The organism is Natronosporangium hydrolyticum (assembly GCF_016925615.1).
Classification (GTDB): Bacteria; Actinomycetota; Actinomycetes; order Mycobacteriales; family Micromonosporaceae; genus Natronosporangium; species Natronosporangium hydrolyticum.
This window is the reverse complement of record NZ_CP070499.1, coordinates 4,201,098-4,218,953: the sequence shown is the minus strand read 5'-3', so window position 1 is coordinate 4,218,953 and position 17,856 is coordinate 4,201,098. Positions and strand designations below refer to the sequence as shown.

Sequence of the window (17,856 nt, the reverse complement as noted above, 5' to 3'; positions counted from 1 at the left end):
GGTGTCAAGCAATACTGAACAGTTCGCTTAACACGTTGGCAACAGCGGCCGGGTAGACAGCGTCGAGGTAGACCACGACGAGGTAGAGCTCAGAGCGAGCCGGAAGCGAGGGAGGGCGGATGACCGCGCCGGAGGTGGAGCGACTCGGCCCGCGGCTGCGGGAGGAGCGCGAGAAGCGGGGGGTCAGCCTCCGCGGGCTGGCGCGGGAAGTCGGGGTCTCCGCGAGCATGATCTCCCAGATCGAGACCGGCAAGGTGCAGCCCTCGGTCAGCACGCTGTACGCGATCACGACCACGCTCGGCATCAGCGTCGAGGCGCTCTTCACGGCAGCTGGCGACGATGCCCGGGGGGTCGACGGCGACTCCCCTTGGGGCAAGGTGGCCGAGCTGCGGGGGCAGCGGCTCGGGCCGCTGGTGCCGCCCGCCCAGCGGCGGGTGCTGCAGCTCGACTCCGGGGTGACGTGGGAGCTGCTCGGCGAGTTGCCGCAGCACACGGTCGACTTCCTGTTGGTGACCTACGCGCCGGGGAGCACCAGCTCCTCCGGCGGCGGGTTGATGCGGCACCCGGGTAGCGAGTACGGGCACCTGCTCACCGGCGAGCTGCGGCTCACGCTCGGGTTCGAGGAGTTGGTGCTGACCCCCGGAGATTCGATCTCGTTCGACTCCACCACCCCGCACAGCTATCGCAACGAAGGCAGCGAACCGGCGGTCGGGGTCTGGTTCGTGATCGAACGCGGCCACTAACGCCCGGTACGCGCCTGGGTGCTGGTAGCTCGTCGGCTCGGTCGCAGGTGCCTCAATCGACCGGCCGCACTCCAAGATCATCGACGGTGTCGGGCGGCCCGGGTCTGCTTGCGCATACGCCATCGGTGGGCTTTCTCGGCTTGGTCGGTTGAGTGGCGCCTGTTTTGCCAGGATGAGCCCGGTTTGTCGCCCTAGTCGATCACCACTCAACCGACCAAGAGATACATGCTCGCTGGCGCGTGCACCCGTAGCGATCCCGGTGTGGGTCACGCGGCGGCGGGGAGGCCCGGAGCCGCTGCCGCGCGCAGACGGCATTTCAGACATGGTTGGGCAGGGAGGGATCTTGCATACCGGAATATCCGACTTTTCCGTACGCAAGATCCCTCCCTGCCCAACCATGTCGGGGTTGGGCAGGGCGCCGCTCAACTCGCCCTGCCGCCGACCCAGCCGCCAGCGGTCAACCACCGTCGGCCGCTTGGTCGGTTGAGTGGTGATCCACTAGGGTGGCAAACTAGTCTAATACTCGCAAATCAGGCACCACTCGACCCACCAAGTCGGGTGAGGCGGTCTGCCTGCCGATCTTGCGGCCCGACAGCCCAACAGCCCGACAGCCCGGTCGATGGCGTATGCGTAAGCAAAGCAAACGCTCCCGCAGCACCACCTGAGCTGCGGCGATGTCTGATGATCAAGTGGCCCGATTCAGCGCGGCGGTCATGGGCGATTAATGCTGTTTGGGCGACTTGTCAGCTACCAGGGGTGCTGGCACGTGTAGGTAACGAATTGAGCACGAGGTTCATCCGCCGTTGACAGCGCTCCCACGCGATCGTAAGGTCGCGTTACTTACCCGGTTCAGTGATTCGGCCCACAGTCGCCTGCGCGGTGACGGGCCAGGTGATTGCTGATGATCTTGCCATGGGACGGGGGTCGCCGGTGACGAGAGCTGGTCTTGACGCCCGGCGTCCGGCATGTTTCGCTGAGATTACTTACCCGGTTCAGTGAAACGGACTCTCACCCCAGCGCGCCGCTGCGAACCCTGGCGCGTGGCCCAGCGAAGAGCGAATGCACCCTCCGAGGTGGAAGGAAAGACCGAGATGACACGGAAGCGGCTGAGGTTCTTAGCGCCGTTGTTCGCGACCGGGCTGGTGGTGACGACCGCGGCCTGTCAGGCCGACGAGGATGGCGGCGACACCTCCGGCTCCGGCGAGTTCCCCCGTAACGAAACCCTCTACACCACCGGCACCGAGTGGGGCACCTACTCGAACTACAACCCGACCCAGGGCGGTGGTCAGGCGACCGGCGTCCGCGGGTTGATCTACGAGACGCTCTACGTCTTCGATCCGCACACCGCTGAGCTTGAGCCGTGGCTCGCCGAGAGCGGCGACTGGATCGACGACGAGGTCTACGAGCTGACCCTGCGCGAGGGCATCCAGTGGCACGACGGCGAGGCGCTCACCGCCGACGACGTCGTCTTCACCACCGATCTGCGGTTCAACGAGGCGGTTCCGTTCTCCACGATGGCCGACTGGCTGGAGACCGCAGAGGCGGTAGACGACCTGACCGTCCGGTTCACCTTCTCCGACCCCCGCCGCGGCGAGTGGGACAACTTCCTCTACAGCGAGCAGATTATCCCGGAGCACACCTGGGGTGAGGTCGCCGAGGAAGACCTGATGACCGTCGCCGGCGACGACATCATCTACGGCACCGGGCCGTATACCTACCACAGCAACACCGAGGACCGGCTGGTGCTCGAGCGCAACGACGACTGGTGGGGCACCGAACACCTTGGCCTGGAGATGGCGCCGCGGTTCATCGTCGACTTCGTGAACCAGGGCAACGACGTGGTGCTGCCGCAGCTGATCCAGGGTGAGATCGACCTCAGCAACAACTTCATCCTCGGGATCAACCAGATCAACGAGTTCGGCGACGACGTCACCACCTTCTACGACGAGCCGCCGTACATGCTCTCGGCGAACACCGCTTATCTGATCCCGAACACCGAGCGGGAGCCGATGAACGATCCGGAGTTCCGGCGGGCGCTGGCGTACAGCGTCGACGTGGACACCATCGTCGGCACCATCTACCAGGACATCGTGGCCCCGGCCGACCCGACCGGGCTGCTGCCGACCTGGACCGAGCAGGGCATGGTCGACCAGTCGGTCGTCTCCGAGCACGGGTTCAGCTACGACCCGGCACAGGCCGAGCAGATCCTCGCCGACGCCGGGTACGAGGACACCAACGGCGACGGCTTCGTGGAGTCGCCGGACGGCGAGGAGATCGAGCTGGAGCTGATCGTGCCGGCCGGCTGGACCGACTGGAACGAGGCCGCCGACGTGATCGCCGAGAGCGCGCAGGCGATCGGGGTCAACGTCTACACCAACTTCCCGGACAGCGCGGAGGTGGACGAAGCTCGTACCACCGGCGACTTCGACCTGGTGGTCAACAACTGGACCGATCTGGACAACACCCCCTGGGCCACCTACAACTACCTGTTCCGGTTGCCGGTGCAGGATGCCCAGGAGAGCGCCAACTTCGCCCGGTGGGAGAACGAAGAGGCCTGGCAGCTCACCCAGGACCTGGGTCGGCTGTCGGTCGGTGACCCCGGCTTCGACGAGCTGCTCTCGCAGCTGCAGGAGATCCAGCTGACCGAGATGCCGGCGATCCCGATGTGGTACAACGGCCTCTGGTCGCAGGTCAACAACAGCACCTGGACAAACTGGCCCACCGACGACCCGGACACCCCTGACTACTACCCGAGCGCCTGGAACAACTTCTGGGAGAAGAAAGCCGTCTACATGCTGGCCGAGATCCAGCCGGCGGGTTAACGGTCTCGCGACCTGACGATCGGGCGGCTGGCCCGCGGGTGATCCGCGGACCAGCCGCCCGGTCCGGGTCCGTAACTCCAAGGAAGGAACGGGATCCAGGTGGGGCGCTACTTCGGACGTAAGGCCCTGATCTACGCCCTGACGTTGGTCGTCGCGGTGACGCTGAACTGGATGATCCCGCGGTTCATGCCGGGGGATCCGATCGGGCAGATGATGGGCCGGGTGCGTACCTCCAACCCGGAGGCGAACGAACGGATGCGCGCCTACTACGAAGACCTGTTCGGGCTGGATCAGCCGCTTTGGCAGCAGTACCTCAACTACTGGCGGGAGCTGTTCACCGGCAACCTCGGCATCAGCACCTGGTCGTTTCCCCGGCCGGTGCTCGAGATCGTGCTCGGGGCGCTGCCGTACACGCTGGCGCTGCTGATTCCGGCGATCCTGCTCAGCTGGTATGCGGGTAACAAACTCGGCGCGCTGGCGGCCCGCCGGAAATGGCTCGACAACTCGCTGCTACCCCTGTCCTATGTGCTCACCGCTACGCCGTACATGTGGCTGGCGATCCTGCTGGTCTGGGCCGGCGGGATCGTGCTCGGGATCTTCCCCACCGCCCGCGCCTACTCCGGCAATCTGACTCCGGGCTTCAACTGGACTTTCATCAGCGACTTCGCCTCCCATTGGGTGCTGCCCTTCCTGTCGCTGTTCCTGGTCGCGCTCGGCGGTTGGGCGATCGGCATGCGCAACCTGGTGATCTACGAGTTGGAGTCGGATTACTCCAACTATCTGAGTTCGTTGGGCGCACCGTCCCGGCTGATCCGGCGGTACGCGTTCCGGAACGCGATGCTTCCGCAGGTCACCGGCCTCGCATTGCAGCTCGGGGTGATCTTGGGTGGCAACATCCTGACCGAGGTGGTCTTCGGCTACCCGGGGTTGGGCAAGCTGGTGCTGGACTCGATCGCGGCCCGGGACTTCTTCCTGTTGCAGGGAGTCCTCCTGTTCATCGTGATCGGGGTGCTGATCTGTAACTTCATCATCGACATCGTCTATGTCTGGGTCGATCCGCGGACCCGGACCGGGATGCAGGGGGCGTCTGTATGACCGACATCAAGACCCCCGAGGGAGCCGACAACCCGGCGGGCGCGGTCGACCCCACCGCCACGCCGGCCGCCGCGGGCGCGCCGGGTGGGCCGGGCGGCCCGACCGCGGTCGCCGGTGGCGCCGGTGGGCTGGCGGGCCGCCGGTTCGAGGGGCTGTACTTCGCGCTGCGCAACCCGAAGGTGATCGGCGGCCTCTCGATAATCATCTTCTTCCTGTTGTTGGGGTTGATCGGCCCGCTCTTCACCGATTTCGGGCCGCGGGAGCGCAACGTCGGTCCGTTGGGGGCGCCACCGTCGGCCGAGCACTGGGTCGGCACCACCTGGTATGGGCAGGATGTCTTCACCCAGCTCGCCTACGGGGCCCGGGCGTCGTTCCTGGTCGGGGTCTCGGCGGCGCTGATCGCCGCGCTGATCGGGATGACCATGGGGTTCATCGCCGGCTACCGCGGTGGTTGGGTGGACGAGATCCTGATGACTATCACCAACGTGGTGCTGGTGCTGCCGGCGTTCGTGGTGCTGATCGTGGTCACCGCCTATCTCGGCATCAACAATCACTTCACCCAGGCCTTCGTGATCGGCATCTTCTCCTGGCCCTGGGTGGCCCGGGCGGTCCGGGCCCAGACGTTCTCGCTCCGCAATCGGGACTTCGTCGACCTCGCTCGACTCACCGGCGTCCGTCCATTGACGATCATCCGCAAGGAGATCGCTCCGAACATGGGCTCGTATCTGCTGATGTCGTTCGTGCTGTTGTTCGCCGGGGCGGTGCTCTTCGCCGCGTCGCTGGACTTCCTCGGGCTCGGCCCGCGGGATTCGATGTCGCTGGGGCTGATGCTGGAGCAGGCGCGGGCGGCCAACGCCTGGATCCTCGGTGTGTGGTGGTGGTTCATCCCGCCGGGCCTGGCGATCACGATGATCACCGGGGCGGCGTACGTCACCAACGTGGGCCTGGACGAGGTGTTCAACCCCAAGCTGAGGGAGATGTGACCCGTGAGTCTGAGCGTTGAGGAGCTGCGGGTCTACTACCGCACCATGCGCGGGGATGTGCAGGCGCTGGACGGGGTGACCTTCGAGGTCGCCGACGGCGAGATCATGGGCGTCGCGGGGGAGTCCGGCTGCGGCAAGACCACGCTGAGCAAGAGCCTGATCCGGCTGGACGGCCGGATGCAGTACATCGGCGGGTCGGTGGAGCTCGACGGTGTCACCCTGCCGGTGCACGACCAGCACAAGATGAACAAGTTCCGCTACCGCGAGGTCTCGATCGTCCCGCAGTACGCGATGAGCGCCATGAATCCGATCCGCAAGATCGGAAAGATGATCTCGGAGTTGCTGGGGTCACGCGGCCACTCGTACCGGGAGCTGCTGCCGGAGCTGGAGCGGCGGCTGGAGCTGGTGGGGCTGCCCCCGGAGGTGCTCGGGCGGTATCCGCTGGAGCTCTCTGGCGGGATGAAACAGCGGATGGTGTTGGTGATCTCGACGCTGCTGGATCCCTCGCTGCTGATCGCCGATGAGGTCACCTCGGCGTTGGACGTCTCCACTCAGAAGGCGGTGGCGGAGACACTGGTCGAGTTCCGGGACCGGCAGTTCGTCAAGAGCATGATTGTGGTGACGCACGACATCTCGCTCGTCTACCAGATCGCCGACACGATCATGGTGATGTACGCCGGAAAGTTGGCAGAGAAGGCGTCCACTGAGACGATCATCAACTCGCCACGGCATCCCTACACCCAGCTGTTGATCTCCTCGCTGCCGGAGGTCGGGGTGCGGTACGCCGACAAGCAGCTGACCGGTATCCCGGGCAGCCCACCGCATCTGCTGGACCCGCCGCAGGGTTGCCGGTTCCGGGATCGGTGTCCGTTCGCGTTCGAGAAGTGTGTCGAGGAGCCCCCCTACGTCGAGGTCGCTCCGAACCACTCCGTCGCCTGCTGGAAGGCCTGACTGACGATGTTGACGTTGGAGCGGGTGTGGAAGAGCTACAAGGTCGGAACCTTCGGCGGCCGGGAGCTGGTCGCGGTCCGCGATGTCAGCTTTAGTGTCGGGCCGGGCGAGGTGGTCTCGCTGATCGGCGAGAGCGGGAGCGGCAAGAGCACCATCGGCCGGATGGTGCTGCGACTCAACTCGATCAGCCGGGGCGCCATCAACTTTCAGGGCCGGGACGTGTCCCGGCTGCGGGGTAACGCGCTACGCGAGTATTACCGGCAGGTGCAGGGAGTGTTCCAGGACCCGTTCAGCTCCTACAACCCGATCTTCAAGGCAGACCGGGTGTTGGCGATGGTTCGGGATCAGTTCTTCCCGGAGGTGAAGCCGGCGACCTGGTGGGAGCGGGTGGACTCGACGCTCGCTAGTGTCAGGCTGGACCCGGCCCAGGTCCGCAACAAGTATCCGCATCAGCTCTCCGGTGGTCAGTTGCAGCGGATGTTGATCGCCCGGGCGTTGCTGCTCGACATCGATCTACTCGTCGCCGACGAGGTGATCAGCATGCTCGATGCTTCGACTCGGATCGATGTGCTAAACCTGTTGGCGGACCTGAAAGCGCGCGGGCTCGGGGTGCTCTTCGTCACCCATGACCTGGCGTTGGGCAACTACATCAGCACGAAGACGGTGATCCTCCGGAAGGGGGTCGCGGTCGAGATGGGGGACACGGGAAAGGTCTTCGCCAACCCGCAGCACCCGTACTCGCGGATCCTGCTCGGCTCGGTGCCGCAGCTGCACAAGAAGTGGAGCGAGGTCGCGGCCGAGCTGGAACTGGACAACCGGGAAGTAATCGAACGTTGCCTCTATCATGAGCAGTATCCCGGTGAATGCGGCCAACCCCCCGCGGATCCGCAGCAACCGGTCTTGGCCACTGTGGAGTCAGATCATTTTGTGGCCTGTGCTCAGGAAGGGAACGTTCAGGCAGGCGCGCTCGCGGCCAGTATCCCTTAGCATGGCCCCCATGATGTCCCCTGCGCGCAAGCGGATGCGGTACGCGGCCCCGCTGCTGGTCGTGGCGCTGACGGCCACGGTCGGCTGCGCTGAACCGGAGACCACCAGCAACGAACCGGCCGCGCCGGAGTTTCCGCGGGCGGAGACGCTCTACACCGGCGGCTCCCAGTGGGGGCCACCCACCTCCTGGAATCCGCTCAGCGGGGGAGATGACGCGACCGGGGTCCGGGGCCTGCTCTACGAGCCGCTCTACCTCTTCGACCCGTGGACCGCGGAGTTGGAGCCCTGGCTGGCGGAGCAGAGCGACTGGGTCGAGGACGACGTCTATGAGCTCACCCTCCGGCAGGGGATCGAGTGGTCCGACGGTACGCCGATGACCGCCGACGACGTCGTGTTCACTGTGGAACTTGGGCGGATCGACGGGATGCCGTACGCGGACGTGTTCGACTGGCTGGACGAGGTGGTGGCGCTCGATGACCACACGGTCCGGTTCACCTTCAGCGACCCGCGGCGCGGCGAGTGGGACAATTTCCTCACCAGTCACCACATCGTGCCGGAGCACCTGTGGTCCCGGCTCTCGGAAGAAGACGTCCCGACACATACCAACCACGACAATCCAGTCGGTTCCGGAGCCTACCTCTACCACAGCCATACCGAGGACCGGATGGTGTGGGAGCGCAACGACGACTGGTGGGGGACCGAGGCGCTCGACCTGGAGATGCGCCCCCGCTACGTGATCGATGTGGTGAACGCCAGCAACGAGATCGCGTTCCGGCAGATCGTGCAGAATCAGCTTGATCTGAGCAACTTCTTCCTGCCCGGTATCGAACAGACCGTCGCCGAGCAGGAGGCGGTCGCCACCTTCTACCCCGAAGAGCCATACATGCTCTCGGCCAACACCGCTTACCTGGTCCCCAACACCACCCGGGCGCCGCTCGACGACCCGGAGTTCCGCCGCGCGCTCGCGTTCAGCATCGATGTGTCGGCCATCGTCGAGCAGGTCTACGGCGGGATCGTCCGGGCGGCGGACCCGACCGGGCTACTTCCCACTTGGGACGACTACGTCGATGACGCAGTGGTCGCCGAGTTCGGCTTCGAGTATGACCCGTCGGAGGCCGAGGAGATCCTGGCCGCCGCCGGCTACTCCGATACCACCGGCGACGGCTACGTCGAGACCCCCGACGGCAGCCAGATCGAACTGAGCCTGATCGTGCCCGACGGGTGGAGCGACTGGAACGAGGCGGCGTTCGTCATCGCCGACGGGGCGCGGGAGGCCGGGATCAGCCTGGCGGTCGACTTCCCGGCGAACTCCACCCTCAACGATCGGCGGAACGCCGGCGAGTTCGACCTGATCATCGACAACCGGACGCCGCTGACCAACACCCCGTGGTCGACCTACCGGTTCCTGTTCAATATGCCGATTCGGGACAGCCAGCCCGAGTTCAACGCGGGCCGATATGAAAACCCCGAGGCCTGGCAACTGACCCAGGGGCTGGCCAGAATGTCGGTGGGTGACCCGGGGTTCCAGGAGACGATGTCGGCGCTGCAGGAGATCACGCTGCGGGAGCTGCCGGCGATTCCGATGTGGTATAACGGCGCCTGGTCGCAGGTAAACCACTCGACCTGGACGAACTGGCCGTCCGACGATGACGACACCCCCAACCACTACCCGGTCACCTGGGGCGGATATTGGGACATGGGGGCGATCTATATGCTCGCCGAGTTGGAGCCGGTTACCGGAGGGTGATCGTCGGCGCCGGCTTGGCGGTGCTCCCCCGGGGGGTGAGCCGGGCGGTCGTCATCTGCTGCGACATCGGCGGTTGCGCTCCGCTGATCACGTCCAGCAGCTGCCGGGCGGCCCGCGCGCCGTGGGCGGGGATGTCGCGGGTCAACGCGGTCAGTGGCGGATGCACCAGCCGGCATAGCGGCGAATCGTCGAAGGCGACGATCGACACGTCGCCGGGGACCGCTAGCCCCATCTCCTGCGCCACCGAAAGGCCGGCGATCGCCATCACATCGTTGTCGTAGATCAACGCGGTGGGCCGGTCCGGGCCGCTGAGCAGCCGGCGGGTCGCCTGGGCCCCCTGCTCGCCGGAGTAGTCGGTCGATTCGGTCACCGCCAGGGTCAGCGCCAGGCGGCGACAGGCCTGGTCGAACGCCTCCGCCCGCACCCGGGTGTGGCGAAGGTCGGACAGGCCCGCCACCCGTCCCAGCCGGCGGTGACCGAGCGCGGCTAGATACTCCACCGTCTCGGCGAGCGCGGCACCGTCGTCGTTCCAGGTGTTGGCGAGCCCGTCCACACCGTCTGGTCCGCCGATCACCACCGCCGGCAGCTCCAGCTCGGTTAAGGCCTTCACCCGTGGGTCGTCCAGTCGCAGATCGCAGATGAGCACCCCGTCCACTCGGCGCTCGCCCCACCAGCGGCGGTAGACCCCGATCTCCGCCTCGGAGTCGGCCACCACCTGCAACATCAATCCGTACGAGGCGGTGGCGAGCTCAGCCTCCACCCCGCTGATCAGCTCCATGTAGAAGGGTTCCAGGCCCAGGACCCGGGCCGGCCGGCGCAGCGCCAGCCCGATCGCGTTCGCGGCGGCGCCGGAGAGCGCCCGGGCGGCGCTGTTCGGGTTCCAGCCGATCTCCTCGGCGATCGTCAGCACCCGTTGCCGGGTCGCCTCGGAGACGCCCGGCTGCCCGTTGAGCGCGTACGACACGGCGCCCTTGGAGACGCCGGCCCGTCGCGCGATGTCGGCGATCGTTGGTCGTTTCACTGGGTGTCCTTCCTTCGGTTCGCCGTCGGTTGAGGTCGACAACTGAACCGGTTACTACACGCTATCGTCTCCAGGCTCTCGCTGGCTGGTTACGCCGTTGACACGAGAGCTACGGCGCCGTACGGTCAGGTTACTTATCCGGTTCAGTAGTTGCACCCTGTTTTCCTGCGCCCTCAGGCCATCGCCAGGAGAGAATCCATGAACCATTACCGTCCGCTGCACGATGGCTGGACGGTGGCGCCGGTTGCCCCTCGCGACGCCGTGCCACCGGAGGTCGCTGAGCGTACCGACCCGGTGCCCGCCACGGTCCCCGGCTGTGTGCACACCGACCTCCTCGCCGCCGACCTGATCTGCGACCCCTTCCTCGATGACAACGAGCGAGACCTGGCCTGGATCGGCCGTACCGACTGGCGATATGAGACCCGGTTCGAGTGGCCGGACGAGGAGCGACCAGCGCCCGGGCAGGTCGACCTGGTCTGCGAGGGGTTGGACACGGTCGCCCGGATCGAGGTCAACGGGCACCAGGTCGCCGCCACCGCGAACATGCACCGGCGGTACCGCTTCCCGGTGACCTCGCTGCTGCGGGCGGGCGAGAACCAGCTCGGCGTGCACTTCACCTCGGCCTACCAGTACGCCGAAGGGGTGCGGGAAGAGCTGGGTGACCGGCCGGGCCCGTACCACCCCGAGCCGTACCCGTTCATCCGCAAGATGGCGTGCAACTTCGGGTGGGACTGGGGGCCGAACGTGGTCACCGCCGGGATCTGGCGGCAGATCGGCCTGCACCGCTGGCACACCGCCCGGCTCGATCAGGTCCGCCCGCAGGTCACCGTCGCCGGTGGAGAGGGTCGGGTCGACCTCCAGGTCTCGGTGATCCGGGCCGAGTCCGCCGCGGAGGAGCCAGTGACCGTCACCGCGGTGGTACGCGGTCCGGTCTACCCCGGTTGGGACGGCGAGCCGGGGCAGCGGCCGGCCGCGCTGGACGGCCAGCGGGCCGAGGTGCAGCCGGGGCATGTGCTGCTCGGGCCGACCCAACGGCACGCCACGGTCACGCTGGCGGTGCGTGACCCCGCCCGGTGGTGGCCCCGCGGCTACGGCGACCAGCCCCTCTACGAGCTGGAGGTGCAGCTGCACGACCGGCATGGCGAGGAGCTGGACCGGTGGCAGCGTCGGATCGGGTTCCGGTCGGTGCGGCTCGACACCACCTCGGACGCCGACGGCACCCCGTACACCCTCGTCGTAAACGGAGTGCCGGTCTTCGTCCGGGGAGTCAACTGGATCCCCGACGACGCGTTCGTGACCCGGGTGACCCGGCAGCGGTATGCGCAGCGCCTCGACCAGGCGTGCGAGGCGAACCTGAACCTGCTGCGGGTGTGGGGCGGCGGGATCTACGAGTCGGCCGACTTCTACGAGCTCTGCGACGAGAAGGGGCTGCTGGTCGCCCAGGACTTCCTCTTCGCCTGCGCCGCCTACCCGGAGGAGTCGCCGGTCGCCGAGGAGGTGGCCGCCGAGGCGCGCGACAACGTGCTCCGGCTCGCCCACCATCCCAGCCTGGTGACCTGGACAGGCAACAACGAGAACATCTGGGGCTGGCACGACTGGGACTGGCAGCCGCAGCTGCGCGGGCGCAGCTGGGGAGCGAAGTACTACTTCGAGACGTTGCCCCAGATCGTGGCCGAGCTGGACCCCACCCGGCCGTACTGGCCGGGCAGCCCCTACTCGGGCACCCCGCACCGGCACCCGAACGAGCCGGGGCACGGCAGCATGCACATCTGGGACGTCTGGAACGACGTCGACTACACCCACTACCGCTCGTACACTCCGCGGTTCGTGGCCGAGTTCGGGTGGCAGGCGCCGCCGGCGTACGCGACGTTGCGCCGGGCGATCTCCGACCAGCCGTTGGCGAGTGATTCGCCGGGGATGCGCCACCACCAGAAGGCCCGCGACGGCGACGGCAAGCTGTGGCGCGGGCTGCGGGCGCACCTGCCCGCGCCCCGCGACTTCGACGACTGGCACTGGTATACCCAGCTGACCCAGGCCCGGGCGATCACGGTCGGGGTGGAGCACTTTCGGTCGCTTCGGCCGGTCTGCATGGGGGCGATCGTGTGGCAGCTCAACGACTGCTGGCCGGTCACCTCGTGGGCGGCGATCGACGGCGACGGCCGCCGCAAACCGCTGTGGTACGCGCTGCGCCGGATGTTCGCCGACCGGCTGCTCACCATCCAGCCCCGGGAGGAGGGCCTGGTGCTGGTGGCGGTCAACGAGTCGGCGGAGCCGTGGTCTACCGAGGCGGTGGTGACCCGGATGAGTCTGGCCGGCGAGCCGCTCGCCAAGCACGAGGCGCCGGTCACGGTGGCGCCTCGGTCAGCGGTGACGTTGCCGTTGCCGGCCCCGGTCGCTAGCGCTGGGGAGCCGATCCGGGAGTTGCTGCTCGCTACTGCGGGGGAGGAGCGGGCGTGGTGGTTCTTCGCCGAGGATGTCGACCTGGCCTACCCGACGGCGGAGTACGACGCGGTGGTGTCGCGCTCGCCGGCCGGCACCCAGGTGACGGTGACCGCCCGGACGTTGCTGCGGGAGCTGACGCTCTTTCCGGACCGGCTGGACCCGGCGGCCGAGGTTGATGAGGCGTTGGTGACGCTGTTGCCGGGGGAGTCGGCGACGTTCACCATCACCGGCGTCACCGACCTGGACGAGACCGCTCTGACCGAGCCCCCCGTCCTCCGCTGCACCAACGACTTCCCGAGTTGATCATGGACCTAGGTACATGATTCGGGCTCAAATCGGTCCCTAATCCCATGGTCAACGCGTCGGGGGCGTCTCGGTACGTACGTGCTAGTCTGGTGTACGTACGTGGGAGGTGCGCGATGGCGATCACGGCATCGGAGCTACGCCAGAATGTCTACCGGCTCCTTGACGAGGTGTTGCGGTCGGGCGAGCCGCTCGAGATCGAGCGGGGCGGCCGGCGGCTGCGACTGGTGCCGGTGGAAGCCCCGGACAAACTGGCCCGGCTCCAGGCACACCCGGGTGCGATCGTCGGTGACCCGGAGGACCTCGTCCATCTTGACTGGTCCAGTGAGTGGCGGCCGTGATCCTGCTCGACACTCACGTGTTGGTCTGGCTCTATGCCGACCCCGATCGGTTGCTGCCGGCCGCGGTGCGGCGCCGACTGAACGCGGAACCCCTCGGATTGTCTCCGTTCGTGCGGCTTGAGCTGCACTACCTTCATGAGGTGGGGAAGCTGACCGTGCCCGCTGCCCAGGTGCTGGAGGAGTTGACCGCCAAGCTGGAGATGTCGGTGACCGATCCACCGGCTGCCCTGGTCTGCGAGGCCGCGACGGAGCTGACGTGGACCCGTGACCCGTTCGACCGGCTGCTGGCAGCGCAAGCGATTGCCACCGCCACGCCGCTGATCACCAAGGATCGGACGATCCGGGCGCAGCTTTCGCTCGCCTGGTGGGATGAGGATCGGGCGTGAGCTGCTACTCCGGCACGCGGCGGTAGGCGCCGTCGCTGGCGCTGGTCGCCATCGACGCGTACGCGCGCAGCGCCGCCGAGACCGTGCGTTCCCGATCCACCGGGGTGTACGGGCGGTCTCGCTTCTCCTCGGCCACCCGGCGCGCGGCCAACTCGTCGTCGCCGACGTCGAGCCGGATCGACCGGGCCGGGATATCGATCTCGATCGGGTCGCCGTCGCGGACCAGCGCGATCAACCCGCCGCCGGCCGCCTCCGGGGAGATGTGCCCGATCGACAGGCCGGAGCTGCCACCGGAGAACCGGCCGTCGGTGACGAGCGCGCACACCTGACCGAGACCGCGTCCCTTCAGGAACGAGGTGGGGTAGAGCATCTCTTGCATGCCCGGGCCGCCGCGCGGGCCCTCGTAGCGGATCACCACCACGTCGCCGGCGACGATCTCCTTGCCGAGGATGGCCGCGACCGCGGCGTCCTGTGACTCGAACACCTTCGCCGGGCCGCGGAAGGTGAGCCGGTCGGCCGGGACCCCGGCGGTCTTCACGACGCAACCCTCCGGCGCCAGGTTGCCGGCGAGGATCGCCAGCCCACCGTCGGCGGTGTAGGCGTGGGCGGCGTCGCGGATGCAGCCGGTGGCCTGGTCGGTGTCGAGCGAACTCCAGCGGTTTTCGGTGGAGAACGGCTCGGTGGTGCGCACACCGCCGGGTGCGGCGTGGTAGAGCTCCACCGCCTCGGGCCGGGCGGTGCCGCCGCGGATGTCCCAGTCGGCGAGCCACTGGGTCAGCGAGGGCGAGTGGATCGCGTGCACCTCGCGGCGCAGCAGGCCGGCCCGGTCCAGCTCACCCAGGATGGCCGGGATGCCGCCGGCCCGGTGGACGTCCTCCATGTAGTAGTCGGGGGAGTTCGGCGCGACCTTCGACAGGCACGGCACCCGGCGGGAGATCTCGTCGATCCGGTCGACGTGGAAGTCGAGTTCGGCCTCGCGGGCGGCGGCGAGCAGGTGCAGCACCGTGTTGGTGGAGCCGCCCATCGCCACGTCGAGCGCGACCGCGTTGTCGAACGCGGCGGCCGAACCGATGGCGCGGGGCAGCACGGTTTCGTCGTCGCCGTCGTAGTACCGCTTCGCCAGGTCGACGATGATCTCGCCAGCCTGGGTGAAGAGGGCCTTGCGGGCGGCGTGGGTGGCCAGCGTCGAACCGTTGCCCGGCAGCGCTAGCCCGATCGCCTCGGTGAGGCAGTTCATCGAGTTGGCGGTGAACATGCCGGAGCAGGAGCCGCAGGTGGGGCAGGCGGAGCGTTCGATCTCGCCGAGCTCGGCGTCGCTGACCGCCTCGTCGGCCGAGGCGATCATGGTGGAGATCAGGTCCAGCTTGCGGTGGACCACCCCGTCGACCGCGACGGTCTTGCCGGCCTCCATCGGGCCGCCGGAGACGAAGACGGTCGGAACGTTCAGCCGCATCGCGGCGAGCAGCATCCCCGGGGTGATCTTGTCGCAGTTCGAGATGCAGACCAGGGCGTCGGCGCAGTGGGCGTTGACCATGTACTCCACCGCGTCGGCGATCAGCTCCCGGCTGGGTAGGGAGTAGAGCATGCCGCCGTGGCCCATGGCGATGCCGTCGTCGACCGCGATGGTGTTGAACTCGCGGCCTACGCCGCCGGCGCTCGCCACCGAGTCGGCGACCAGCCCGCCGAGGTCCTTCAGGTGGACGTGGCCGGGCACGAATTGGGTGAAGCTGTTGGCGATCGCCACGATCGGCTTGCCGAAGTCGTCGTCGGTCATGCCGGTGGCCCGCCACAGGGCGCGGGCGCCGGCCATGGTCCGGCCGTGGGTCGAGGTACGGCTGCGTAGCTCGGGCATGCCTCCCAGTGTGGCACCATTCACCCGGCTGACCAGGATTCGCGACCCGCCGTACCAGTATTTGAGAGAGGTTGACTCAGAGGCTGGGAGCAGGCATGCTATGTGTCGTGACGTACCAGTCATCTCGAGTACTTACCTGAGCGCACTCTCCCACCGCGAGAGTGCGCTAGCCCCGTGCAACCGTTGCACGAGGGCTTTTATTTTGCGCTGTGTTAGACGTGACCCGAGTTCGCACACCTTCTCCTAATACAAGTATCCGCACGACTGGTTCTCAAGGCTTAGGTGACTGACATGACCAGACCCAACCCCCAGCTACTCGCGCAACGCGCGGCCAGCCGGTCGGGCCGGGGCTCGGCGGGTGACCATCCTCACCACGCTGCCGGGCACAAGCCGGCCCGCCCGGACGCCGAGCCGCCGGCCGGCCCCAGGACTCCGACGACCGGGGCCGGTTCCCTGGTCAAGTCGCTGGAAGCGCTGGGGGTCGAGGTAGCGTTCGGCATCCCCGGCGGGGCGATCCTGCCCGCGTACGACCCGCTCTTCGACTCGTCGGTGCGACACATCCTGGTCCGGCATGAGCAGGGGGCCGGCCACGCCGCGACCGGGTACGCGCAGGCCACCGGCAAGGTCGGGGTGTGCTTCGCCACCTCCGGCCCGGGCGCCACCAACCTGGTGACCCCGATCGCCGACGCGAACATGGACTCGGTGCCGATGGTGGCGATCACCGGCCAGGTGCCGAGTAGCGCGATCGGTAGCGACGCGTTCCAAGAGGCCGATATCTACGGCATCACGCTGCCGATCACCAAGCACAACTATCTGGTGCAGACCGCCGAGGAGATCCCGCGGGTGCTGGCCGAGGCGTTCCACCTCGCCGCGACCGGCCGTCCCGGCCCGGTGCTGGTCGACATCCCCAAGGATGTCCTGCAGGCGGCGACCACCTTCAGCTGGCCGCCGGTGCAGGAGCTCGCCGGTTACCGGCCCACGCTGCATCCGCACGGCAAGCAGATCGTGGCCGCGGCCCGGCTGCTCACCAGCGCTGCCCGCCCGATCTTGTACGTCGGCGGCGGGGTGCTCAAGGCCGGGGCGACCGAGGGGCTGCGCCGGCTGGCGGAGCTGACCGGGGCGCCGGTCACCACCACGCTGATGGCGCGGGGGGCGTTCCCCGACTCGCACCGGCAGCACCTGGGCATGCCGGGGATGCACGGCACCGTCGCGGCCGTCTCCGGGCTGCAGAAGTCGGATCTGATCGTGGCGCTCGGCGCCCGCTTCGACGACCGGGTGACTGGCCGGCTGGACTCGTTCGCACCCGGCGCGGCGGTGGTGCACGCCGATATCGACCCGGCGGAGATCGGTAAGAACCGGCACGCGGACGTGCCGATCGTCGGCGACGCCAAGTACGTCATCGACGAGTTGATCGCCGCGGTGGAGGCGGAGCACGCCGCCCGGGGCGAGCCGGATCTCAGCGGCTGGTGGCGTTACCTGGATGACCTGCTGGGCCGCTACCCGTTGGGCTGGGAGGAGCACGCCGACGGCACCATGGCGCCGCAGCAGGTGCTCAAGCGGTTGGGCGAGATCGTCGGGCCGGAGGGGATCTACGTCGCCGGCGTCGGCCAGCACCAGATGTGGGCCAGCCAGTTCATCTCGTACGAGCGCCCCTACACCTGGCTCAACTCGGGCGGTCTCGGCACCATGGGTTATTCGGTGCCGGCGGCGATGGGCGCGAAGGTGGGGCAACCGGACACCACCGTCTGGGCGATCGACGGTGACGGCTGTTTCCAGATGACCAATCAGGAGCTCGCCACCTGCGCGCTGGAGGGCATCCCGATCAAGGTGGCGGTGATCAACAACGGCAACCTGGGCATGGTCCGGCAGTGGCAGACCCTCTTCTACGACGAGCGGTACTCCAACACCGACCTGGGTACGCACAAGCACCGGGTGCCGGACTTCGTGAAGCTCGCCGAGGCGCTGGGCTGTGTCGGGCTGCGCTGCGAGTCGGCGCAGGACATCGACGCCACGATCGAGGCGGCGATGAAGGTCACCGACGCGCCGGTGGTGGTCGACTTCGTGGTCGGCAAGGACGCGATGGTGTGGCCGATGGTGGCCGCCGGCACCAGCAATGACGAGATCATGTCCGCCCGGGGCGCGCGCCCGATCTTCGACGACGACGACCTGTGAGAGTGACCACG

At 67.7% G+C, this 17,856-nt stretch carries 13 protein-coding genes; 11 read left to right on the top strand and 2 right to left on the bottom strand.

Annotation, left to right across the window (positions count from 1 at the left end):
* The first annotated feature begins 119 nt into the window (after nt 1-119).
* The 7 genes from JQS43_RS18915 (at nt 120) to JQS43_RS18885 (ending at nt 9,328) form a co-directional block, all read left to right on the top strand.
* A complete protein-coding gene (locus JQS43_RS18915) occupies nt 120-743 on the top strand; it encodes a helix-turn-helix domain-containing protein (protein WP_239675720.1) in 624 nt (207 codons plus the stop codon).
* A gap of 1,091 nt (nt 744-1,834) precedes the next feature.
* The gene (locus tag JQS43_RS18910; RefSeq protein WP_239675719.1) at nt 1,835-3,565 is read left to right on the top strand and encodes an ABC transporter substrate-binding protein; all 1,731 of its coding nucleotides are present in this window, start codon (nt 1,835-1,837) and stop codon (nt 3,563-3,565) included.
* A 99-nt stretch (nt 3,566-3,664) separates the two neighbouring features.
* The gene (locus JQS43_RS18905; RefSeq protein WP_239675718.1) at nt 3,665-4,660 is read left to right on the top strand and encodes an ABC transporter permease; all 996 of its coding nucleotides are present in this window, start codon (nt 3,665-3,667) and stop codon (nt 4,658-4,660) included.
* A complete protein-coding gene (locus JQS43_RS18900) occupies nt 4,657-5,643 on the top strand; it encodes an ABC transporter permease (RefSeq protein WP_239675717.1) in 987 nt (328 codons plus the stop codon). Before JQS43_RS18905 ends, JQS43_RS18900 begins: the two co-directional genes overlap by 4 nt.
* A gap of 3 nt (nt 5,644-5,646) precedes the next feature.
* Entirely contained in the window at nt 5,647-6,594 is a 948-nt protein-coding gene (locus JQS43_RS18895) for an ABC transporter ATP-binding protein (RefSeq protein WP_239675716.1), read from the top strand.
* A 6-nt stretch (nt 6,595-6,600) separates the two neighbouring features.
* Nucleotides 6,601-7,581 carry an ABC transporter ATP-binding protein gene (locus JQS43_RS18890; RefSeq protein ID WP_239675715.1) on the top strand — a complete coding sequence of 327 codons (981 nt, stop codon included), beginning with the start codon at nt 6,601-6,603 and terminating at the stop codon, nt 7,579-7,581.
* Nucleotides 7,582-7,591: 10 nt separating this feature from the next.
* Nucleotides 7,592-9,328 (top strand): ABC transporter substrate-binding protein, encoded by a 1,737-nt coding sequence (locus JQS43_RS18885; protein ID WP_239675714.1) that lies wholly within the window; start codon nt 7,592-7,594, stop codon nt 9,326-9,328.
* Here JQS43_RS18885 and JQS43_RS18880 read toward each other — a convergent pair.
* Complete coding sequence (locus JQS43_RS18880) at nt 9,315-10,349, bottom strand: LacI family DNA-binding transcriptional regulator (RefSeq protein WP_239675713.1); 1,035 nt, start codon at nt 10,347-10,349, stop codon at nt 9,315-9,317. The genes JQS43_RS18885 and JQS43_RS18880 overlap by 14 nt on opposite strands.
* 198 nt (nt 10,350-10,547) lie before the next feature.
* Here JQS43_RS18880 and JQS43_RS18875 point away from each other — a divergent pair, with 198 nt between their 5' ends.
* From JQS43_RS18875 to JQS43_RS18865, 3 genes are all read left to right on the top strand, one after another.
* A complete protein-coding gene (locus JQS43_RS18875; RefSeq protein ID WP_239675712.1) occupies nt 10,548-13,094 on the top strand; it encodes a glycoside hydrolase family 2 protein in 2,547 nt (848 codons plus the stop codon).
* Between the two features lie 116 nt (nt 13,095-13,210).
* Nucleotides 13,211-13,435: a type II toxin-antitoxin system Phd/YefM family antitoxin gene (locus JQS43_RS18870; protein WP_239675711.1), complete on the top strand. Its 225-nt coding sequence runs from the start codon at nt 13,211-13,213 to the stop codon at nt 13,433-13,435.
* On the top strand, nt 13,423-13,821 hold the full coding sequence (locus JQS43_RS18865) for a type II toxin-antitoxin system VapC family toxin (RefSeq protein ID WP_239675710.1): 399 nt from the start codon (nt 13,423-13,425) through the stop codon (nt 13,819-13,821). The genes JQS43_RS18870 and JQS43_RS18865 overlap by 13 nt, the downstream gene beginning before the upstream one ends.
* 4 nt (nt 13,822-13,825) lie before the next feature.
* On the opposite strand, the gene ilvD is transcribed toward JQS43_RS18865, so the two are convergent.
* Nucleotides 13,826-15,673, bottom strand: a complete 1,848-nt coding sequence (gene ilvD, locus JQS43_RS18860) for a dihydroxy-acid dehydratase (RefSeq protein ID WP_239675709.1) — start codon at nt 15,671-15,673, stop codon at nt 13,826-13,828.
* 291 nt (nt 15,674-15,964) lie between these two features.
* On the opposite strand from ilvD, the gene JQS43_RS18855 reads away from it, so the two are divergent.
* Nucleotides 15,965-17,845, top strand: coding sequence for an acetolactate synthase large subunit (locus JQS43_RS18855; protein WP_239675708.1), 1,881 nt, complete (start codon nt 15,965-15,967; stop codon nt 17,843-17,845).
* The last annotated feature ends 11 nt before the right edge of the window (nt 17,846-17,856 follow it).